At 73.2% G+C, this 21,683-nt stretch carries 16 protein-coding genes and 2 tRNA genes; 2 read left to right on the plus strand and 16 right to left on the minus strand.

Features of this window, described 5'->3' with window-relative positions:
- Positions 1-154 precede the first annotated feature (154 nt).
- Positions 155-598, minus strand: coding sequence for a MarR family winged helix-turn-helix transcriptional regulator (locus tag ACN261_RS01690; protein WP_425848045.1), 444 nt, complete (start codon positions 596-598; stop codon positions 155-157).
- Between the two features lie 74 nt (positions 599-672).
- On the opposite strand from ACN261_RS01690, the gene ACN261_RS01695 reads away from it, so the two are divergent.
- Positions 673-1,986 (plus strand): FAD-dependent oxidoreductase, encoded by a 1,314-nt coding sequence (locus tag ACN261_RS01695; protein ID WP_425848047.1) that lies wholly within the window; start codon positions 673-675, stop codon positions 1,984-1,986.
- A 78-nt stretch (positions 1,987-2,064) separates the two neighbouring features.
- Here ACN261_RS01695 and ACN261_RS01700 read toward each other — a convergent pair.
- The 4 genes from ACN261_RS01700 to ACN261_RS01715 all read right to left on the minus strand — a co-directional run bounded on the left by ACN261_RS01700 (position 2,065) and on the right by ACN261_RS01715 (position 5,922).
- Positions 2,065-2,141: transfer RNA gene (locus ACN261_RS01700), tRNA-Ile, on the minus strand.
- 131 nt (positions 2,142-2,272) lie between these two features.
- A complete protein-coding gene (locus ACN261_RS01705; RefSeq protein ID WP_421483667.1) occupies positions 2,273-3,514 on the minus strand; it encodes an NAD(P)/FAD-dependent oxidoreductase in 1,242 nt (413 codons plus the stop codon).
- Positions 3,504-5,630: an MMPL family transporter gene (locus tag ACN261_RS01710; RefSeq protein ID WP_425848051.1), complete on the minus strand. Its 2,127-nt coding sequence runs from the start codon at positions 5,628-5,630 to the stop codon at positions 3,504-3,506. Before ACN261_RS01710 ends, ACN261_RS01705 begins: the two co-directional genes overlap by 11 nt.
- A gap of 219 nt (positions 5,631-5,849) precedes the next feature.
- Positions 5,850-5,922, minus strand: a tRNA-Asn gene (locus ACN261_RS01715).
- A gap of 293 nt (positions 5,923-6,215) precedes the next feature.
- Between ACN261_RS01715 and ACN261_RS01720 the strand changes: the two genes are divergently transcribed.
- The gene (locus ACN261_RS01720) at positions 6,216-6,599 is read left to right on the plus strand and encodes a hypothetical protein (RefSeq protein ID WP_204926344.1); all 384 of its coding nucleotides are present in this window, start codon (positions 6,216-6,218) and stop codon (positions 6,597-6,599) included.
- A gap of 54 nt (positions 6,600-6,653) precedes the next feature.
- Here ACN261_RS01720 and ACN261_RS01725 read toward each other — a convergent pair whose 3' ends face one another.
- The 11 genes from ACN261_RS01725 to ACN261_RS01775 form a co-directional block, all read right to left on the minus strand.
- Complete coding sequence (locus ACN261_RS01725) at positions 6,654-7,664, minus strand: sugar phosphate isomerase/epimerase family protein (protein WP_421483669.1); 1,011 nt, start codon at positions 7,662-7,664, stop codon at positions 6,654-6,656.
- Between the two features lie 368 nt (positions 7,665-8,032).
- Complete coding sequence (locus ACN261_RS01730; protein ID WP_425848055.1) at positions 8,033-9,745, minus strand: ThuA domain-containing protein; 1,713 nt, start codon at positions 9,743-9,745, stop codon at positions 8,033-8,035.
- Between the two features lie 60 nt (positions 9,746-9,805).
- Positions 9,806-12,670, minus strand: a complete 2,865-nt coding sequence (locus tag ACN261_RS01735) for a carbohydrate-binding protein (RefSeq protein WP_421483671.1) — start codon at positions 12,668-12,670, stop codon at positions 9,806-9,808.
- 433 nt (positions 12,671-13,103) lie between these two features.
- Positions 13,104-14,171, minus strand: coding sequence for a polyprenyl synthetase family protein (locus ACN261_RS01740; RefSeq protein ID WP_421483672.1), 1,068 nt, complete (start codon positions 14,169-14,171; stop codon positions 13,104-13,106).
- Positions 14,168-15,610 carry an alkaline phosphatase family protein gene (locus tag ACN261_RS01745; protein WP_425848059.1) on the minus strand — a complete coding sequence of 481 codons (1,443 nt, stop codon included), beginning with the start codon at positions 15,608-15,610 and terminating at the stop codon, positions 14,168-14,170. The genes ACN261_RS01740 and ACN261_RS01745 overlap by 4 nt, the downstream gene beginning before the upstream one ends.
- 64 nt (positions 15,611-15,674) lie before the next feature.
- On the minus strand, positions 15,675-16,883 hold the full coding sequence (gene eboE / locus ACN261_RS01750; protein ID WP_425848061.1) for a metabolite traffic protein EboE: 1,209 nt from the start codon (positions 16,881-16,883) through the stop codon (positions 15,675-15,677).
- Positions 16,883-17,737 (minus strand): TatD family hydrolase, encoded by an 855-nt coding sequence (locus ACN261_RS01755; protein WP_204926338.1) that lies wholly within the window; start codon positions 17,735-17,737, stop codon positions 16,883-16,885. The genes eboE and ACN261_RS01755 overlap by 1 nt, the downstream gene beginning before the upstream one ends.
- A complete protein-coding gene (locus tag ACN261_RS01760; RefSeq protein WP_421483675.1) occupies positions 17,738-18,340 on the minus strand; it encodes an EboA domain-containing protein in 603 nt (200 codons plus the stop codon).
- 37 nt (positions 18,341-18,377) lie between these two features.
- Entirely contained in the window at positions 18,378-19,310 is a 933-nt protein-coding gene (locus tag ACN261_RS01765) for a sugar phosphate isomerase/epimerase family protein (protein WP_425848065.1), read from the minus strand.
- Complete coding sequence (locus tag ACN261_RS01770; protein ID WP_425848068.1) at positions 19,307-20,248, minus strand: SCO3242 family prenyltransferase; 942 nt, start codon at positions 20,246-20,248, stop codon at positions 19,307-19,309. Before ACN261_RS01770 ends, ACN261_RS01765 begins: the two co-directional genes overlap by 4 nt.
- Positions 20,245-21,393, minus strand: coding sequence for an inositol-3-phosphate synthase (locus ACN261_RS01775; RefSeq protein ID WP_425848071.1), 1,149 nt, complete (start codon positions 21,391-21,393; stop codon positions 20,245-20,247). Before ACN261_RS01775 ends, ACN261_RS01770 begins: the two co-directional genes overlap by 4 nt.
- Between the last annotated feature and the right edge of the window lie 290 nt (positions 21,394-21,683).

Raw genomic sequence — 21,683 nt, forward strand, 5'->3', positions numbered from 1 at the left:
CCCCGCCGCCGTCGCCCGCCGGGAACGCCGCGCCCGTCCACCCGGGCAGCCTTCCGACCAGGCTCCGCCGCCTCGCCCCGCGCCACGCCGCCGGGGCCGCCAGGCGGCCCCTGAAGGCCCTTCAGCGATGCCGTGAACCACCCACGAGGACCCGCTACCGGCCCAGCCGCTCGGCGTGCTCGTGACAGCTCTGCGTGGCGTGCGTGATGAATTCGAGGATGTGCGCCAGCGTCTCGTCGTCGTACCGCCGCAGGAACCTCTGCCCGTCGGTCACGATCGGCCCGTAGATCGCGCCGACCTTCCGGTTGGCCGCCTCGGTGGGCCGGACGGTCACCCGACGACGGTCGGCGCTGTCGCGTTCCCGGGTCGCGTACCCGGCGCGTTCCAGCCGGTCGATCGCGGTCGTGACGCCCCCGGTCGTCATCCCGGCCGCGGCGGCCAGCTCGCCGGGGCTCGGCGGCTCCGGCGCGAACAGCAGCTCGAGGCAGCGCATGTCCGTGCGGTTCAGGCCGAGCAGGTCGGCGGCGCGCTGATCGAGCACGTCGACCGCGCGCTGGTACGCCTGCATCGCCTCGCCGAGCTGCTCCGCCAGACCCATGGTGGGAAATTCTAGCCAACCGTCGTACAGTATCTAGATTATCTAGTAATCAGAGTTTCTAGAGGAGCGGGGACATGGACGTACTCGTGATCGGCGCCGGGACCGGCGGCATGTGCCTGGCACACGGCCTGCGGCAAGCCGGCATCAACGTCGCCGTCTACGAGCGGGACCGCACCCGCGGCGACGGCCTGCACGGCTACCGGGTCGGCATCGACCCGCACGGCAGCCGGGCCCTCAAGGCGTGCCTGCCCGACCAGCTCTACCGCACGTTCGTGGCGACCTGCGCCCGCGCGCCGGAACACTTCGTGTTCTTCGACGAGCGGCTCCGGCCGACGCTCGCGCTGCCCCTGCGCCCGGCCACCGACGACGTCGACGTCGAGAGGTCGGTGAGCCGGATGACCCTGCGCCAGGTGCTCTTCACCGGCATGCAGGACGTCATCCACTTCGACAAGACCTTCGTCCGCTACCAGCACCAGGCCGACGGTCGCGTCATCGCGCACTTCGCCGACGGGACCACCGCGACCGGCGACCTGCTGGTGGCGGCGGACGGCGTCAACTCGGCGGTACGCCGCCAGTACCTCCCCCACGCCCGCACCGAGGACACCGGCATCATCGCGATCGCCGCCAAGGTGCCGATGACGCCCCGGACCACGGCGCTGCTGCCGACGCGGTTCTTCCCCGGCATCGGCATGGTCCTCGCGCCCGGCGGCAAGTCCTGCATCCTGCACTGGATGGAATTCCCCTGGGACCAGCAGGGCCGGCCGAGGAACGACGACGAACTGCTGGCGCGCTGGCCCGGCCTGCTGTTCGACAACACCCGTGACTACCTCAACTGGGGCATCGCGGCGGCGGCCGACAAGTTCCCGGCCGACATCACGACCTACGGCGGCGACGACCTCATCCGTGCCGCCCTGCGGATGACCCCGACGTGGAGCCCCCGGCTGCGCCAGCTGTTCACCCTCGGCGACCCGAGCACCGCGTTCGCCATCACCATCCGCACCTCGGTGCCGATCCCGGCCTGGCCCAGCACGAACGTCACCCTGCTCGGCGACGCCATCCACACCATGACACCGGGTCGGGGGGTCGGCGCCAACACCGCGCTGCGCGACGCGCAGCGCCTGACCGACGAGCTGACGCTCGTCCGCGACGGGCGCAAGGGGCTGGTCGAGGCCGTCCACGACTACGAGACCCGGATGATCGAGTACGGCTTCCAGGCCGTCCGCGACTCGCGGGAGCAGATGACCGCCGACGCCCTGGTCCACAAGCCGGTGCTGGGTCGCGTCGCGCTGGCCGGCATGCGCGGCTACCTGCGCGTGGTCGACCGGGTGCCGGCGCTCAAACGCAGGATGATCGACGGCCTGTACGAGTACCGCGGCGGCCAGGACTGACAGTACCGGGCACGGACACACCGGTCGCGGCCTGCGCTTCCGCACCCCTACGCCCCGCCGGCCCGGACATCCGTTCGCTGGTGGGGCGGGCGGGGTTCGAACCCGCGACCGAGGGATTATGAGTCCCCTGCTCTAACCGGCTGAGCTACCGCCCCCGTACCGCGCCGGATCGTAACCCGCCCGACGGACCACCGGCCACCGCCGAAGCGGTGCCACCCGTCGGCACCGTTCGGCACGATGGGCTACGCGAGGATAACAGTCAGCAGCGGCTGCGGTGGCACCCGAATCAGCCCGCCGCGCGCAGTTCCGCGAGCACCGAACCGGCCGTACGCCAGCCGCTGGCCAGAGCCCCCTGGATGGACGGGCTGTCCCGGTGGTCACCGGCCACGAAGATCCCTCCGCCGAGCGCCACCGGCTTGCGCAGCCGTCCCTGTGGGGGTGGCGCGGCGGGCAGCGCCTCGGGGACCGACACCGTCGTCAGGTGTTCCCAGTCCGCTGTGGAGCGTCCGTAGAGCCGGTCGAGTTCGGCCCGGATCGTCGGCTCGGGCGGGGCGGTGGGACCGACCACGGAGGTCGCCACGAGGTGCCGGCCGGGCGGGGCGTACGACGGCGCGGCCCGGCTGACCACCACCGTGTTGGCGACGAGTTCCCGCCGGTCGCCGTCGACGAGCAGGATCGGTTCGTCGAGTGGCGACTCGGGGGCGCTGTGGTAGTAGGTGGTGTAGCTGTGGGTGCGTACCCGGGGCAGGGTGGGCAGCAGCGTGGTCGCCGCCGTCGGGTCGGCGGCGACCACGACGGCGCGGCAGGTGATCTCACCGGCCGGGGTGCGGACCCGGCCGGGGGCGACCGAGGTGACCGGGGTGTCGCAGGTGACCAGGTCGGCGGGCAGCGGCGCGGCCACGGCCTGCGGCAGCGCGGCCATCCCCCGGGCGGGCAGGCCGATCCGGCCCCGGACGAAGGACCGCAGGATCATCGCCAGCACGTGGCTGGAGGTCTCCAGTTCCCGGTCGATCAGCACGCCGGACAGGAACGGCCGGATCAGCTCCTCGATGATGGTGTCGGACAGCCCGGCCCGGCGCAGGGCGGTCTCGCTGGTGGTCTCCGGCGCGCCGAGCAGCCGGTGTGCCGGCAGGGTGGCGCAGCCGGTGGCGAGGGCCGCGAAGCGCAGCCGGTCGGCCAGTGAGCCGACGCCGGCGAGCACGGTGGCGGGTGTGCCGCCGGGTTCGCGTACCGGGTGGACCAGCCGGTCGAGCCGGTCGCCGCGGCGGACCAGCACCCCGGAGGTGAACCAGCCCAAATCGAGGGTGCCCGGGTCGAGCAGGGTGCCGAGTCTCGGGTAGGCGGTGTTGAGCACCTGGAAGCCCCGGTCGAGCAGGTAGCCGTCGACCGCGTCGGTGGCGACCCGGCCGCCGATCCGGTCGCCGGCCTCCAGCAGCCGCCAGGGCACCCCGGCCCGGTGCAGCCGGCGGGCGACCGCCAGCCCGGCGAGACCACCGCCGACGATCACCACGTCCGTCTCAGCGACCATGTGCCACCTCCGTGTCGTCGCGCGCCGACCGGGACAGTCGGCTCGGCCACCACACCATGGGCCCGATGTCGTACGACAGGGCGGGCACCAGCAGCGAGCGGACCACGATGGTGTCCAGCAGTACCCCGACGGCGACCGCCACACCCAACTCGACGAGCACCACCAGCGGGAGCACGGCGAGCGCCGAGAAGGTGGCGGCGAGCACGATACCGGCCGAGGTGATCACCCCGCCGGTGACGGTGAGCCCGGCCAGCACCCCGGCCCGGGTGCCCCGCCGGGCGGACTCCTCACGGACCCGGCTCATCAGGAAGATGTTGTAGTCGATGCCCAGCGCGACCAGGAAGACGAAGGCGAACAGCGGGAACGACGCGTCGACCCCGGGGAAGTCCAGCAGGTGGGTGAAGACCAGCGCGCAGAGCCCGAGGGTGGCCAGGAAGGACAGCACCACCGTCGCGATCAGCAGCACCGGCGCGACCAGCGCCCGCAGCAGCAGCGCCAGGATCACGGTGATCACCACGAGGACGACCGGGATGATGACGTTGCGGTCCCGGGTGGAGGCGTCGGAGGTGTCCACGTCGATGGCGGTGAACCCGCCGACCACGGCGTCGGCGTCCGGCACCCGGTGCACCGCCTCGCGCAGGTTGCGGATGGTCCGGGCGGCGGCGTCGCTGTCCGGTGGGTCGGTCAGGGTCGCCTCCAGTTGCACCCGTCCGTCGACCACCAGCGGCGGGGCGTCCGGGTCGGGCGGGCCGGTTTGGTCCCGCCGGGTCACCGGGCGTACGGCGGCCACCCCGGGCACGCCCTGCGCGACCTGGGCGACCTGTCCGGCGGTCTGCTGCCGGGTGAAGACGGTCGCCGGGCTGCCGGTGCCGCCCGGGTAGTGCCTGGCGATCACCTCCTGCCCGGCTACGGAGTCGGTGCGGTCGGCGAACAGTTCGGACTGGCCGAGGGTGGTGGCCCCGAGCTGGGTGAGGCCGAGGGTGAGCAACGCCAGCACCACGGCGGTGGTCAGCCACACCACCCGGGCCCGGCGGGCGACGAACCTGGCGATGCGGGCCCACACCCCGTGTTCGGCCTGCGGGTCCGCCCGGTCCACCCCGGGGGTACGCGGCCAGAACGCCCACCTGCCGCCGAGCACCAGCAGCGCGGGCAGGAACGTCAGCATCACCAGCAGGGTGGCGGCGATGCCGATGGCGGCCACCGGGCCGAGCGCCCGGTTGGAGTTGAGGCTGGACAGCAGCAGGCAGAGCAGGCTCACGATGACGGTGGCCCCGGAGGCGGCGATGGCCGGGGCGGCACCCCGCCAGGCGGTACGCATCGCGTCCCAGGGCCGCTCGTGCCGGTGCAGTTCCTCCCGGTAGCGGGCGATCAGCAGCAGCGCGTAGTCGGTGCCGGCGCCGAAGACGAGCACGGTGAGGATGCCCTGCGCCTGCCCGTTCAGCTTGATCACGTCGTGCTCGGCCAACTGGTAGACGAAGACCGCCGCCAGCGCGTACGACATCCCCGCCGCCAGCAGCGGGAAGACCCACAGCACCGGGCTGCGGTAGACGACCAGCAGGATGATCAGGACCACGACCAGGGTGACCAGCAGCAGTGGCCCGTCGATGGCCGAGAAGACCTCGATCAGGTCGGCGAGCAGGCCGGCCGGGCCGGCGACGTCCACGGTGAGCCCGTCCCGGTCGCCGCCGGCGATGCCCCGTAACTCGTCGACCACCCGGCCGATCTGTTCGCCCTCGGCGTCGTCGATCGGCACCACCACCTGCAGGGCCTGCCCGTCCTGGCTGGGGATCGGTGGGGGCAGCGGCCCTGCCACCCCGTTGACCTGGGCGAACCGGGTGCTGTCGGCGACCGCCCGTTCCTTGTCGGCACCGGTGATGCCGGTGCTGCGCGCGTACACCACCAGGGCCGGGGTGGTGGGTCGGGCGACGAAGCCGGCGGCGAGGTCCTGGGCCCGGGTCGCCTCGGCGTCGGCGGGCAGGAAGGCGGCGTTGTCGTTGGTGGCGACGTCGCTCAGCCTGCCGGCGTACGGTCCGGCGATGCCGCCGACGACCAGCCAGGCCAGGACGACCGCCACGGCGGTCAGCGTGGCCGCGCCCCGGCCCCGTCCACCGGCCATCCCGGTCCACCCCTTTAGTCGACGCGGCGGTCGACGCGGCGGGAGCCCGGGTCGACATCCGTCATCCTGCCGTCCGGATACGCTCTCCGGGGCGGAAACCGCCCATCCGGCCCGGTCGCGGCGGCACGGTTCGTCAGCAGCTGGGGCCGTCGGTGGCGGGGGCCGGGATACGCGGAAACGCCCGTCGGCGGGGCCGACGGGCGGGAGTGGAAGGCTGGGCTCCCCCGTTTGGACTCGAACCAAAAACCTGCCGGTTAACAGCCGGCTGCTCTGCCAATTGAGCTACGGGGGACTGCTGCGCCGCGTCGTTCCGGATCTCTCCGGCGCTCGGCGACGGCACAAGAGTACAGGACTTCGGGGGGGTTCGGTCCAGGGGGTTACCGCATTCGACCACCGCGCTACCGCCCGGAACGATCTACGCTCACAATGCGGACAATTCGTCATCCCGGCACAACCAGGTATGACTGCGGAGCAGGATGGGTAGTTAGCTGTCGACCGAGGAAAACGTGGGGCGCGACGATGGTCGGTCCCGACCGGGCACCACCGGCGGGAGCGACGGGAGCGTCAGGTACGGAAGGAGCCGCCATGCGCGGAAAGATCATGTTTCTTGGCGGGCTGGCTGCGGGCTTCGTCCTGGGCGCCCGTGCCGGCCGGGAGAAGTACGAGGAGCTGGTCGTGCGGGGCCGCAAGGTGCTCGACCACCCGACCGTCCAGGAGGCAGCCGGGGTCGCCCAGGCCCAGGCCACCCGCCTGTACAGCGAGGGCAAGGACAAGCTCGGCCAGTCGAAGCTCGGCGAGAAGCTGCACACCGGCAACGGCGGCAAGCCGGAGCTGACCCCGGCCGACGACGCCTTCGCCGGCACCCCGGCCACCGTCGGCGCCAAGTCGGGCGTCAGCCCGACCAGCTCGACCACCACCACCCCGAAGCCGAAGGCGCCGGGCACCGGCACCAACGGCAGCACCCTCTGATCGTCCGTACGTCGTCGGGCCGGTCGCCGCGTGGCGACCGGCCCGACGGGTGTCTCAGTCCTTGCCGCTGCTGAACGCCGCGTCGAACGCCGCCGTCGGGGCGTCGAACGCCAGCCGGCGGACGAACTCCAGCGCCTCCGGCGCGCCGACCAGCCGGTCCATCCCGGCGTCCTCCCACTCCACCGAGATCGGCCCGGTGTACCCGATGGCGTTCAACGCCCGGAAGCAGTCCTCCCAGGGCACGTCACCGTGGCCGGTGGAGACGAAGTCCCAGCCGCGCCGCAGGTCGGCCCAGGGCAGGTGGGAGGCGAGCCGGCCACGCCGACCGTCCCCGGTGCGCACCTTCGCGTCCTTGCAGTCGACGTGGTAGATCCGGTCGGCGAAGTCGAAGATGAAGTTCACCGGGTCCAGCTCCTGCCACACGAAGTGCGACGGGTCCCAGTTGAGCCCGAACGCGGGCCGGTGGTCGATCGCCTCCAGCGTCCGCTTGGTGGTGTAGTAGTCGTACGCGATCTCGCTGGGGTGCACCTCGTGGGCGAACCGCACCCCCACCTCGTCGAAGACGTCGAGGATCGGGTTCCACCGGTCGGCGAAGTCCTGGTAGCCGCGCTCGATCATCGCCGGCGGCACCGGCGGGAACATCGCCAGCGTGTGCCAGATCGACGACCCGGTGAAGCCGACCACCGTGTCCACGCCGAGCTTCGCCGCCGCACGGGCGGTGTCCTTGATCTCCTCGGCGGCCCGCCGGCGTACCCCCTCGGGTTCGCCGTCGCCCCAGATCCGGGCGGGCAGGATGTCCTGGTGCCGCTCGTCGATCGGGTGGTCGCAGACGGCCTGGCCCACCAGGTGGTTGGAGATCGTGAAGACCTTCAGGTTGTGCTTGGCCAGCGTCTCCCGCTTGCGCTCGACGTACGAGTCGTCGGCGAGCGCCTTGTCGACCTCGAAGTGGTCGCCCCAGCAGGCGATCTCCAGCCCGTCGTAGCCCCATTCGGAGGCGAGTCGACAGACCTCGTCGAACGGCAGGTCGGCCCACTGGCCGGTGAAGAGCGTGATCGGTCGCGCCATCGTCTGTCTCCCCTGTTGTGGTGGGGATTCCTGAGCTGACCGGGGCGAGGGTGACCGGGCCGGGCCGGTGCGTCGACGGCCGTGCCGGGTCACCGGTGGGTGCACACGCACCTGGGCCCAACGGGTTGCGCCTCCCGTCGGGTCACCGGCCACCCACAGGTCGCCGCCCACCACTCTAAGCCCACCCCACCCCCCACGAAACCCCTCTCCCCCACCCACCCACCCGCCCACGACGATCAAGAGGTTTGCGTCACGACGGGGCGATCCGTGTGACGCAAACCTCTTGATCACCGATGCTCAGTCCGGCCGCCGGCCCGCCTGTCGGCGGCAGGCGGGCCGGCGGTCGGGTGGGACGGGGCCGGGTGGGGTTACTGGGGGAGGGTCCACTTCTGGTTGGGGGCGGAGGAGCTGCACGTCCAGAGCAGGACCACGGTGTTGTCGGCCGAGTTGTTGCCGGAGACGTCCAGGCACTTGCCCGACGCCGGGTTGCGCAGGGTGCCGTCGGACTGCGACGACCAGACCTGCGGGCTGCCACCGGTGCAGGTCCAGAGCTGGATCTTTGTGCCGTTGGCGGTGCCGCCGCCCGAGACGTCCAGGCACTTGCCCAGCGCCTTGATCGGGCCGTTCGGGGTGACCGTCCAGGTCTGGCGGGCGCTGCCGTTGCAGGTGAAGATCTGGATCTGGGTGCCGTCGGCGGTGGCACCGTTGCGGACGTCCAGGCACTTGCCGGCCAGACCCTTGATCGGGCCGGTGCCGTTGGTCGGCGTGGTGCCGCCCAGCTCCTTGATCCGGATGTTGCGGAACGAGGCGTCGTCGCCGGTGCCGTGGTTCTGGATGCCGATGTGGCCGGCGAGCGAGCGCACCGGGTTGGTGTTGGTGAAGTCGTTGATCCTCGTCCCGTTGAGGAAGACCTGGAGCCGTTCCCCCTCGACCAGCAGCTCGTAGGTGTTCCACTCCCCCGGCGGGTTCAGCGCCGCGTCCCGGGCGGCCTGGTCGGCGGCCTGGAACGAGTAGACCGAGCCGGTGGTCCGGTCGGCGGTGTCGGTGGCGTCGATCTGCACCTCGTAGCCGTTGTCCATCGCCGAGTTCGGGTCGCTCGACGGCGGGAAGCCGATCAGGACGCCGGAGTTGTCGTCCCCGTCGACCTTCCAGTCCAGCTTGAGCGAGTAGTTGGTGAACTGCTTCGCGCTGTACCAGAGCATGCCCAGCCCGCCGACGGAGCTGAGGGTGGCGTTGGAGTTGGTGAAGCTGCCCGGCCCGGCCTGCGACCAGCCGTTGGTGGAACCGTTGTAGAGCGCGGTGTAGCCGGTCTCGGGCCGGCAGTCGGCCTTCGTCCGGCCGGCCGCGTACCGGATGCCGCCGAGCAGGTGGGCGCGGAAGGCCGGCTCGGAGTACGCCGACTGGTTGTGCCCGGCGCCGGTGTAGAACGACCGGCCACCGTTGTACGTCTTGCACCACACGTGCGGGTGGTCGGCCCCCATCCCACCCCCCGAGTACGACGACTCGTCGAGGTTGGCCAGCACGTGCGCGGTGGAGCGGGCGTTGGTGCGGAAGTTGTACCACTCGTCGGTGCGCTGCCAGGTCGGGCCGAGGTGGGCGGTGGCCGCGTGCGCGCGGTCCTCCACCCGTACGGTGGCCTGCTGGATCGCCGGGTGCGAGGCGAACCACGCCCCGACCAGGTTGCCGTAGAACGGCCAGTCGTACTCGGTGTCGGCGGCGGAGTGCACCCCGACGTACCCGCCACCGGCGGCGATGTACGACTCGAAGGCGCTCTGCTGGCTGGCGTTGAGCACGTCACCCGTGGTGTTGAGGAAGATCACCGCCTCGAACCGGGAGAGGTTGGCGGTGGTGAACTGGCCGCCGTCCTCGGTGGCGGTGACGGTGAAGTTGTTCGCCGCCCCGAGGTCGCGGATGGCCTGGGTGCCGACCGCGATGGAGTCGTGCCGGAAACCGGCGGTCTTGGAGAAGACGAGCACGTCGTAGGCGGCGTCGGCGGCGGACGCCGAGGTGGCCGGGGCGGTGCAGGCGAGGGCGGCGAGGACGGCGGTGGCCGCGCCGAGAATCGGTCGGAGGAGTTTCATGTCGTGCTCCAGTACGCCGGGGGCGCGGGACCGGACACCGCCGGTCCCGCGCCCGTCAGGTCAGGGCAGGGTCCACTTCTGGTTGGCCGCGGACGAGCTGCAGGTCCACAGGAGGACCACGGTTCCGTCGGCCGAGTTGTTGCCGGAGACGTCCAGGCACTTGCCCGAGGCGGGGTTGCGCAGCGTCCCGTCGGACTGCGCCGACCAGACCTGCGGGCTGCCACCGGTGCAGCTCCAGAGCTGGATCTTGGTGCCGTTGGCGGTGCCGCCGCCGTTGACGTCCAGGCACTTGCCCAGCGCCTTGATCGGGCCGTTCGGGGTGACCGTCCAGGTCTGCCCGGCCCCACCGTTGCAGGTGAGGATCTGCACCTGGGTGCCGTCGGCGGTGGCCGCGTTACGCACGTCCAGGCACTTGCCGCCCAGCCCCTTGATCGGCCCGGTGCCGTTGGTCGGCGGCGGGACGGTGCCGGTGTTCAGGGTGAACGCGTCCAGGTCGTAGAGCAGCCCGCTGCCACCGGCGAAGGTCAGATAGAGCGTGGTGGTGCCGGTGGGTGCGCCGGACACCGTGCCGGTGACGGTGGTGAAGGTCTCCCAGCCGCCGGTGACCGGCACGCTGGCCTGCCCGAGCACGGTGCCGGTGGGCGAGCCGGCGCGGATCTGGAGGGTGCCGCCGGCACCGGCCGAGGAAACCCGGGCGGTGAACGAGGTGACGTTGCCGATCTGGTACGGGGAGAACCCGATCCACTCCCCGTTCTCGATGTTGCCGACGGTCTTGCCGCCCTCGGCGGGGGTCTTGTCGTAGAGGGTCACGCCGGACGAGGTCTTGAAGTGCTCGGCCTGCCGGTGCCGGGGCTGGAGGGTGTGCTGGGTGTGCGTGGTGAGCCCACCGGCGTCGGTGTACTCGGCGTCGAAGATGGCGAAGATGTTCGCCGCGTCGTCGTGCTCGCCGTCGACCGGGATGGTGATCGTGCCGGAGCAGCCGTTGACCGAGGAGATCTGGTGACCGTGCTGGTCGTGGCCGAGCACGTAGGTCATCCTGACCTTGGTGCAGTCGACCGTGCCGTCCTCGGGGTCGGTGACGGTGATGCTGAACGGCACCGTGTCCCCGAAGGAGAACAGCGAGCCGTCGACCGGGCCGGTAATGGTGACCGTCGGGGCGGTGTTGCCGACGTTGACCGTCACGCTGTTCGTGCCGGTCGCCCCCTGCGGGTCCCGCACGGTGAGCGTCGCGGTGTACGAGCCGTCCGTGGTGTAGGTCTTCGTCGGGTTGGCCGCCGTGGAGGTGGTGCCGTCGCCGAACGCCCACGAGTAGGTCAGCGCCCCGCCCTCGGGGTCGGCGGAGCCGGCCGAGGAGAAGTTCACGGTCAGCGGCGCGGGTCCTGAGGTCCGGTCGGCGCTCGCCCGGGCGGCCGGCGCCCGGTTGCCGACGCCGACGTAGTCGAAGCGGTACAGGGCCGAGTTGGCGTCACCGTTGTAGTAGCCGGTGCCGTAGTCGAGCAGGTAGTACGCCCCGTCGGGACCGAACGCGGAGTCCATCACCTGCTTGCCCACCCAGGGGAAGCTGTCGATGGTGCCGGGCGACCCGTCGGCGTTGACGTGGATCGGCTTGACCCAGCCCCGGCCGAACTCGGTGGCGAAGAACAGCCCGTCGAAGCTCTGCGGGAACTTCGTCGCCGAGGGGTTGTTCGGGTCGTACCGGTAGACCGGGCCGGCGGCCGGCGACTCGGAGCCGCTGCCGAACGCGGCCGGGCTGCCGGAGTCGCCGCCGTACTTGATCCAGGAGGGCTTGGCCGGCGGGAGGGTGGTCAGACCGGTGTTGCGGAACGAGTTGTTGGTCGGCCCGCCGGTGCAGTTGAACTTCGGGCCTGTCGAGTTGGTGGCGAAGTTCCACTCGTTGTACGTCTCGGACGTGGTGTTGGTGCCGGTGCAGTACGGCCAGCCGTAGTTGCCGGGGCCGGTGACCCGGTTGAACTCGACCTGGCCGGAGGGGCCCCGGTTGGCGTTGGTGCTGCCGGCGTCCGGCCCGTAGTCGCCGACGTAGACGACGCCGGTGGCCTTGTCGACGCTGATCCGGAACGGGTTGCGGAAGCCCATCGCGTAGATCTCGGGGCGGGTCTTCGCGGTGCCCGGGGGGAACAGGTTCCCGCTCGGGATCGAGTACGTCCCGTCGGCGTTCACCTTGATCCGCAGGAGCTTGCCCCGCAGGTCGTTGGTGTTGCCGGCGCTGCGCTGGGAGTCGTACGCCGGGTTGCGGTTGGTGCGCTCGTCCAGCGGCGAGTAGCCGGCGGAGTCGAACGGGTTGCTGTCGTCGCCGGTGGACAGGTAGAGGTTGCCGGCGGCGTCGAAGTCCATGTCGCTGCCGACGTGGCAGCAGATGCCCCGGTCGGTGCCGATGTCGAGGATGTCGACCTTGCTGGACATGTTGATGGTGAAGTCGGCGTTCAGGGTGAACCGGGACAGCCGGTTCACGCCCTGCCAGGCCGACCAGTTGCTGCCGGTGGCGGGCGCGTCGCCACCGGGGGTGGACAGCGGCGGCGCGTAGTAGAGGTAGATGAACCGGTTGGTGGCGAAGTTCGGGTCGACCCCGAGGCTCTGCATCCCGTCCTCGTCGTGGGTGTAGACGGGGATCGTGCCGATGGTCCGGGTGGTGCCGGCGGCGTCGGTGCGTCGCACCGTGCCGTTGCGGGCGGTGTGCAGCACGGACCGGTCCGGCAGCACGGCCAGCGACATGGGCTCGCCCATCTCGTTGACGCCCCGGGCCAGCTCGACCTGCTGGAAGTCGCTGGCGTTGATGGTGTGGGCCGCGGCCGGGGCGGTCGGGCCGGTGGTGGCGGCGACCGTGCCGGCGGTGACGGCCAGCAGCAACGCGGCGGCGGAGGGTAGCCACCGTCGGGAACGGTGACCGGTGGAGTCCTTTATGGACATTGGAGGGCTGTCCCTTCCTGACGGATCACGGCCAGGGCGGGACGCGTGCCGCCGCGCCGGATGCCGGGGTGGTGGGGTGGAGTGGTGGGGTGTGGCAGGGCAGGCCGGACGGCCGGGGTGTCCCGGTCGGCCGGTCAGCACCTCGGCCGGGGCGCGGAACGCCCGGCGGAAGGTCTCTCGCCGAGGGGTTACCGCGCCGCCGGTTCACCTTGACGAAACATGCCCGTGATGCCACAAACATTAATGGTGACCTATATCAATGTCCATACCCTCTGCCCACCGTTGTGGGTTTTCATCAGATGAAGCCCCCACCCCGGCCACCCGAAACCCGCGCGGGAACCCACATACATCTGATGAAAGACCGGCCGCCGCGCCGGTCCCGCCGCGCCGGATGCACACCCCGCACCGCTGCCCGGGCCGGGGCGACGACGGCTCAGTGCCGCCGGTGCACGGCCTGGTCGGCCAGCGCGGCCAGCGCGGTGCGGGCCGGCTCCGCCAGCGGCACCTGGGCGAGCGCCACCCGGGCGGCGTCGGCCCGGACCCGGATCAACCGCTCGATCTTCTCCCGCGCCCCGGTCGCCTCGATGATCGTCCGCAGCTCGGCGGCGCCCGCCGCATCCAGCTCGGGATTGCCGAACAGGTCCCGCAGCCGGGCGGCCTGGGCCCGGTCGGCGGCGTCGCGGGCCATCGCCATCATCACCGTCGGCTTGCCCTCCCGCAGGTCGTCCAGGATCGACTTGCCGGTCACCGCCGGATCACCGAAGACCCCCAGCACGTCGTCGCGGAGCTGGAACGCGTCACCCAGCGGGTCACCGAAGTCGACGAGCGCGGCGATCAGCTCGGCCGGAGCCCCGGCCAGCGCCGCACCGATCTGCAACGGCCTGGTCACCGTGTACCGGGCCGCCTTCATCCGGATCACGGTCAGCGCGCTGGCCACCGAGCCGTCCCCGACCCCGGACACCAGGTCCAGGTACTCCCCCGCGATCACCTCGGTCCGCATCCGGGCGAAGACCCGGTACCCCTGCCAGATCTGCGCGGAGGTCATCCCGCACTCGTGGAACATCTGGTCCGACCAGGCCGCGCAGAGATCCCCGCAGAGCAACGCGGTGTTGCGGCCGTACGTCTCCGGGTCGCCCCGCCACGCCGAACGGGTGTGCAGCTCGGCGAAGACCCGGTGCACCGACGGCGCGCCCCGGCGGTGGTCGCTGCCGTCCAGGATGTCGTCGTGGATCAGCGCGAACGCGTGGAACAGCTCCAACGCCGCCGCCGCCACCACGATCGGGCGGTCGTCCACGCCCCCGGCCCCCCGCCAACCCCAGTAGCAGAACAGCGGCCGCAGCCGCTTCCCGCCGGCCAGCACGAACCGGTGCAGGGCCGAGAAGATGCCGCGCGGGGCACCGTCCGGCCAGTCCGGGCCCTGCCGGTCGAGGAACGCCACCAACTCGGCGTCGAAACGGGTGCGCAGCTCACTGGCGTCGGTCGGGGCGGCGGTGAGCGTCACCGCCGCTCCCCCGCGCCCGGCGGGCCGGTCGGGGCCGCCGACGCCCCGTCGGCACCGGCTCCCAGCCCGGCCAGCTCCAGCAGCAGCGCCTTGACCTCGGTCGCGGCGAAGGTGTCCCGGGCCGGCGACGGGTCGGAGCAGAGCAGCACCGGACCGTCCGCCGGGTCGGCCGGCAACCGGCCGTGCGAACCGCGCACCGCCCGCGCCCCCGCGTCCAGACCCACCACGCTCATCAGGTAGCGCATGCCGAGCTTCTTACGGGCCAGCGCCACCCCCGCCCGCCGCTTCGCCGCACCCGGCGCGGCCGGGTCGAAGAACAGCTCCGCCGGGTCGTACCCGGGCTTGCGGTGGATCTCCACGTTCCGGGCGAAGTCAGGCGCGCGGGCGTCGTCGAGCCAGTAGTAGTAGGTGAACCAGGAGTCCGACTCGGCCACCAGCACCAGTTCACCGGCCCGCTCGTGGTCCAGCCCGGCCGCCGCCTTGCCCTCGGCGTCGAGCACCTCGGCCACCCCGGGCGGCCCGGCGCACAGCTTCGCCACCGCCGCCACGTCCGCCGGGTCCTTCACGTAGACGTGGGCGACCTGGTGGTCGGCGACGGCGAACGCCCGCGACGTCCACGGGTCCAGGTACTCCATGCCGTCCTGGGTGTAGACCCGCAGCAGTCCCTCGGCGCGCAGCAGCCGGTTGACGTCCACCGGACGGGAGACGTCGGTGATGCCGTACTCGGACAGCGCCACCACCGTGGCGTCGGCGGCCCGGGCGGCGTCCAGCAGCGGGGCGAGCACCGCGTCCAGCTCCGCCGCCGCGGCGGCGGCCCGGGGCGAGGACGGCCCGAAGCGCTGCAGGTCGTAGTCGAGGTGCGGGACGTAGACCAGGGTCAGGTCGGGGGCGTGGTCGGCGAGGATGCGCTCGGCCGCCCGGCAGATCCACCGGGACGACGGCAGCCCGGCGCCCGGCCCCCAGTAGGTGAACAGCGGGAAGGTGCCCAGCGCGTCGGTGAGAGTGTCGTGCAGCTCCGGCGGGTCGGTCCAGCAGTCCGGTTCCTTGCGCCCGTCGGCGTAGTAGATGGGACGGGGCGTGACGGTCCAGTCGACGTCCGCGCCCATCGCGTACCACCAGCAGACGTTGGCCACCGTGTAGCCGGGCTCGACCCGGCGGGCCGCCTGCCACACCTTCTCCCCGCCGACCAGCGCGTGGTGCTGCCGCCACAGCAGCACCTCGCCGAGGTCGCGGAAGTACCAGCCGTTGCCGACGATGCCGTGCCCGGACGGCTTTTCACCGGTGAGCAGGGTGGCCTGCGCCGAGCAGGTCACCGCCGGCAGCACGGTGCCCAGTCCGGCGGAGAACCCCTGCTCGGCGACGGCGCGCAGCCGGGGCATGTGGGCCAGCAGCCGGGGGGTCAGGCCGACCACGTCCAGCACCACCAGCCGGCGGCTCATGCCGACACCCCGCTGCGTCCGGCGCGGCGGTGGCACCTCGTCGTACCGGGTCGGTGACGCTCGCTCATCGTCGTACTCCCAGGGTCGTCGGGACGGCTCGCTCGGCCGGGGTGAGGCCGAGGGTGACCAGTTCGTCGCGGGCGAAGGCCAGCTCGGCGGCGATGCCCACGGCCAGCTCCGCGTCGGTGCGCGGCCGCCGCGCCGCCGGCAGCACCCCCCACGTGTACGTCTCGACGTCCAGGTGGTCGCAGCCGGCGGTGGGGCCGGCGAGCAGCGCGGCCAACGCGGCGCGCAGCACCGGCACGGTGGAGGTCAGCGGCGGCTCGGGCGGGGCGTGCAGCGGCACGTGGTAGTGCACCCGCCACGCCCCGGGCAGCCGCGCGGTCAGCGCCGCGTCCAGGTCGTCGGCCGCGTACGCCGGATCGGCCGGGTCGGCGGCATGGGCGCAGCCGGCGGTCCGGGTCTGGTGCAGGAACCTCGGCTCCACCCAGCGGCCCAGCGCCTCGGCGTCGGCGACCGGGTCGGCCGACTCCAGCGCGGCGGACACCTGCACCTTGACCACCGGTAGCCCGACGGCGCGCAGCCGGGCCAGCGCCGCGACGGGCTCCTCCCAGGCGCAGGCGAGGTGGGCCAGGTCGAGACAGATCCCGAGCCGGTCCGGGTCGAGGCCGGCCAGCAGCGTGGCGGCCTGCCCGCTGCTCTCCACCACGCACCCCGGTTCGGGTTCGAAGCCGACCCGCACCGGGCGGCCGGTGTCGCGTTCCACCTCGGCCAGGCCGGCGGCGAGCGCGTCGAGCCGGCGTCGGGACGCTTCGGCGTGCGCGCTGTCCCAGGGGTGCCGCCAGGCCAGCGGCAGGGTGGAGACCGAGCCCCGGGCGGCGTCGTCGGGGAGCAGGTCGGCGAGCACCCGGGCCAGGTCGAGGGTGTAGCGCAGCCGTTGCCCGGTGGTCCAGTCCGGGTGGTACACCGCGCCCTTGACCACCGGGGCCTGGAAGGCCGCGTACGGGAAACCGTTGAGGGTGACCACCTCCAGCCCCCGGTGGGTCAGCTCGGCGCGCAACCGGCGACGGGCGGCCGGGTCGGCGGCCAGCTCGGCGGCGACCGGGGCGGCCAGCCACAGCCCCAGGCCGAGCAGGTCCGCGCCGAGCGCCTCCCGCACCGGCAGGGCGTACGTGTCGAGTTGGGCGAGGATGCCGGCGGTGTCCTCGGCGGGGTGCACGTTGGTGCAGTAGCCGAGGTGGACGGTGCTGCCGTCGGCGTGCCGCAGCCGCATCAGTCGCCGCCGCGCAGGATCGAGTTGCCCTCGAAGGTGCCGCTGGTCGGGGTGTCCAGGTCGGTCAGGTCGAGCCGGCCGGACTGCCCGTAGAACTCCACCGGGTTGCGCCAGAGCACCAGGTCGACGTCGTCGTCGGTGAACCCGGCGGCCAGCATCGCCTCGCCGGTGGCCCGGGTGAGCAGCGGGTCGGACCGGCCCCAGTCGGCGGCCGAGTTGACCAGCATCCGCTCGGTGCCGTACGTGCGCAGCAGCTCCACCATCCGCGGCGGCGACATCTTGGTGTCCGGGTAGATGGAGAAGCCCAGCCAGCACCCGCTGTCCCGGGCCAGCTTCACGGTCACCTCGTTGAGGTGGTCCAGCGCCACCCGGCCCGGTGCGATGCCGCTCTCGGCGACCACCGCGAGGCTGCGTTCGACGCCGCGCGCCTTGTCCCGGTGCGGGGTGTGCACCAGGGCCGGCAGGTCGTGGTCGACGGCCAGCGCGAGCTGGGTGGCGAACGCCTCGTCCTCGGCCGGGGTCATGTCGTCGTAGCCGATCTCGCCGACCGCGACCACGGCGTCCTTCTCCAGGTAGCGGGGCAGCAGGTCGAGCACCGGCCGGCAGCGGGGGTCGTTGGCCTCCTTCGGGTTCAGCGCCACGGTGGCGTGGTGCCGGACGCCGAACTGGCCGGCCCGGAACGGTTCCCAGCCGATCAGCGAGTCGAAGTAGTCGGCGAAGGAGGCGGCGCTGGTGCGCGGCTGCCCCAGCCAGAAGGCCGGCTCGACCACGGCGCGGACCCCGGCGGCGGCCATCCGCTCGTAGTCGTCGGTGGTCCGCGACGTCATATGGATGTGGGGGTCGAAGATGCGCATTCACGCCTCCCTGATGGTGAGCCGGTCGAGCAGTGCGGTGGCGTCGGTGGGGAGCTGCCGACCGGCGGCGTGCCGTTCCGCGGCGAGCGCGGCGAGCATGGTGGCCAGTTCCCCGTCGGCCCGGCCGTCCAGATCGTCGACGACGGCCAGCGGCACCCCGATGAAGACGCACTTGAGCACCGCCTGCCGCCAGGCGTCGGCGGTCAGGTGCCTGGCGTACGGGCCGAGGGCGGCGGCGACCAGCCGGGTGTCGTTGGTGCGGATCGCGTCGTGCAGCAGTGGCACCCCGGCGTCGCCGATCGGCAGCAGCGGCAGGGCCTTGAGCACGGCCCGCTTCTCGGCGGCGTCGCCGTACCGGTAGACCTGCTCGACCTGCCCGGCGGCCCGGTCGGCGGGCAGGGCGGCCAGCAGCAGCGCGCGGGCCGCCTCGTCGGCGCTCCAGCCGGGTGCGCCGGGCAGCTCGTGCCGGCCGCACCGGCGGGCGGCGGCCGGGAAGTACCGCGCGACCGCGTCGGGCTCGGCCGCGACGTGCCGCAGCGCGGTGTCCAGCCAGTCGGGACCGGGTGCGCCCTCCAGCGCGGCCCGCAGTCGATCCGGAGTCATCCGTCTTCCCTCCCCAGGTGAGTACGGTCGGCGGTGGTCAGTCCGCCCCGGTGGTGCCGGCGGGCACGGGTGGTGCGCCCGCCGCGAGACCGGCGTCCCGGGCGGCGGTACGCAGGAAGTCCAGCGACCGGGCCGCCACGGTGGGTGCGGCGTGCGAGTGTCGGGGCAGCTCCACGGCGACGAGTCCCCGGTAGCCGCCGTCGGCCAGGGCCCGCAGCACCGGCGGGAAGTCGATCTCGCCGGTGCCGAACTCCAGGTGTTCGTGCACGCCCCGGCGCATGTCGTCGATCTGCACGTTGACCAGGTGGTCGGCCACCTGGCGGACGCAGTCCGGCACCGTCGCCGACTCCAGGCAGCGGCAGTGTCCGATGTCGAGGGTGATGCCGAAGCACGCCGGTTCGCCGAGGGCCCGGTGCAGCCACCGCCAGCCGGCGATGTCCTCGACCAGCATCCCCGGCTCCGGCTCGAAGCCCAGGGTCACCCCGGCCCGGTCGGCGGCGGCGGCCACCGTGGCGCAGCCGGCGACCAGCCGGTCCCGGGCCACCTCCACCGGGACGTGGCCGGGTCGCACCCCGGCCCAGAACGAGACCGCCTCCGCGCCGAGGTCCGCACCGACCCGCACCGCCCGTTGCAGGAAGTCGATCCGGCCGGCCGGGTCGTCGTGCAGCAGCGTCGGGGCGTGCTTGCGCCACGGGTCGAGCAGGTAGCGGGCACCGGTCTCGATCACCACGCCGAGGCCCAGCGCGGCCAGCCGGTGCGCCACCGCGTCGACCCGACGGGCCAGTCCCGGCGCGTACGGGTCGAGGTGGTCGTGGTCGAGGGTGAGCGCGACCCCCTCGTAGCCGAGGTCCGCCAGCACCGTCAGGGCGTCGTCGAGCCGGTGGTTGGCGAACCCGTTGGTGCCGTAGCCGAACCGCAGCCGCTGCGGGGCCGGCCGGTCGGCGGGGGTGGTGGGCGGTGGGGTGGTCATGTCGGGGAGAGCTTCCGGGCCAACCGGCCGCCCAGCGGCGCGGCGAGCGCGACCAGCGCGCCGACCAGCCCGGCGCCGGCCCGCGCGGTGAGCGCACCCTGCAACGAGGGCAGCCCGGTGATGCCGGCCCCGACGGCGGCCCGGACCCGGCCGGCGGTGGGCTCGGCGGCGACCCGGGCCTGCGCGCCGCCGTACCGGGCGACGTACCAGCCGGCCAGGCCGACCGGCAGCGCGGCGGCGACCATCCCGGCCCGGGGGCGCGGGGCCGGTTCAGCGGCCAGCGGACGCGGGGACGCGGTGGCGGCCCCGGGGCGCGGGGACGCGGCGGTGCGGCGGGGCAGGGTGGTGGCGGCCAGCGCGACCAGGGCGGTGCCGGCGAGGGTGCGCCGGGGCAGCGCCGCGTCGGCGCCGCTGACCTCACGCCGGGACAGGGCGGTGACCGTCCAGGTGTGCGCGGCGACGGTGAGCGCCGCCGGCAACGCCCGGACCGGCCGCCCGGGTGACGCGCCGAGCAGCACGTCCAGCCCCCGGCAGGCGGCCATCACGGCGGGACCGGCGGCGGTGTTCTTCGCCGCGAGGTCGTACCCCCAGATGGTGGCGGCGAGCGGGAGCGCGACGGCGGCGGCGCGGCGACCGCCCACGGCGGCGGCCAGGCCCAGGCCGGCGGCGGTGAGCCCGGCGGCGACCCCGGCGGCGGCGGCCGGGGTGATCCGACCGCTCGGGATGGGCCGTTCCGGGCGTTCCTCGGCGTCCAGCCCCCGGTCGGCCCAGTCGTTGGCGGCCATCCCGGCCCAGTAGAGCAGCACCGACGCGCCGGCCAGCCCGGCGGTACGCGGGCCGAGCACCCCGGCCGCCGCCGCCCCGGCCACCAGGTCCCCCGGCACGGACAGCGCGGCCGGCGCCCGGACCAGCTCGGCCAGGTCGGCCAGGCTGGTCACCCGGCACCGCCGGCGTGCAGCTCCCGGGCGAAGTCGACGAGCCGCTGCCACTGCGCGCTGAGCGAGTGGGTGGGCGAGTCGATCGGGTCCTTGAAGAAGAACGCCAGCTCGGGCAGGGGGCCGACCCGGCCGGCGGCGTGCGCGGCGGCGGTGAGCCGGGCCAGGTCGAGCACCAGCGGGGCGGCCAGCGCGGAGTCGCAGCCGTGCCAGGTGAACTCCATCCGCATCCCGGTACCGAGGAACCCGGCGAAGGTGATCAGATCCCAGGCGGTCTTGAAGTCGCCGAGGTCCTCGACGTAGTCGATCCGGGTGCCGCCCTGCGGCACGTAGCCGAGGGTCTCGCCGAGGACCCGCTGCTTGCTGTCCACCTTGGCGGCGTTGGCGCCCGGCTCGGCCAGGGTCGCCCCGTCGCCGCCGCCGAGCAGGTTGACCCCGGACCAGGAGCGCACCGCGAGGTGACGCATCGCGAACATCGGGGCGAGCACCGACTTGACCAGGGTCTCCCCGGTCTTGCCGTCGTGCCCGGCGTACGGCAGGCCGCGCTGGGCGGCCAGCGCCGCGAGCGCCGGCAGGCGCAGCCCGGTGGAGGGGGTGAAGTCGACGTACGGGCAGCCCGCCTCGACGGCCGCGTACGCGTAGAGCGAACTGGGTGGCAGCACCTCGTCGGTGCCGGCGAGGGCGGCCCGCAGGCCGTCCGGGTCGGCGTGGCCGGGGTGGGTGCCGGGGGCGGGTTCGGTGGCGGAGACGTTGACCACCACGACCCGGTCCAGCCGGTGCCGGTCGCGGAACGCGGTCAGCTCGGCGGCGATGGCGGCGGCCCGGTCGGCCTGGCTGCCGCCGGTGGGCGCGGGCCGCAGGTCCTCCTCGACGGCGGCCAGGTCGGCGGCGAGCGCGGTGGCCAGCCGGCCGGGCAGCACCCCGGCGGCGGCGAGCGCCTCGGCCCGCTTGGTCAGCGGCGTGGTGGCCACGTCGTGACCGCCGAAGACCAGGTCGGCGAAGGGGGGTAGGGCGGGCCCGCGCAGGTCGGGAAGTTCGGTGACGCAGCCGGTGGGGCCGGTGAGACCGGCCCGCAGGGCGAGGCCCCCGACGATGGCGGTGGTCGCGACGGAACCGCGCGCTCCCACCAGCCAGACACCCGTTCTCATGGTGCTCCTTCCGTCGGGTGGAAACGTCGCGTCGGTCGAGTCGTAGGGTGGGGCGCGGGGTGGCCCCGCCCGCCCGTCGTTCGGGATGGCACCGGGCACGGCGACGACGTCGGCGGCATCGTCACCGCATCCGGTTCCCGTACGGCGTGCGGACGGGGCTGGCAGGCAGGGCCGGTTCGGCGTCTCGGCCCTGCCTCCCCGCATCCGGCCGATGGCGGCGGCGCGCCTCCGGCCGGACGACTGTGGTCGGTGATCCGATTTATCGAATCACGTTCATCTATGTTCTAACA

It is taken from the genome of Micromonospora sp. WMMD723, assembly GCF_049863385.1.
GTDB classification, from domain to species: Bacteria; Actinomycetota; Actinomycetes; order Mycobacteriales; family Micromonosporaceae; genus Micromonospora; species Micromonospora wenchangensis.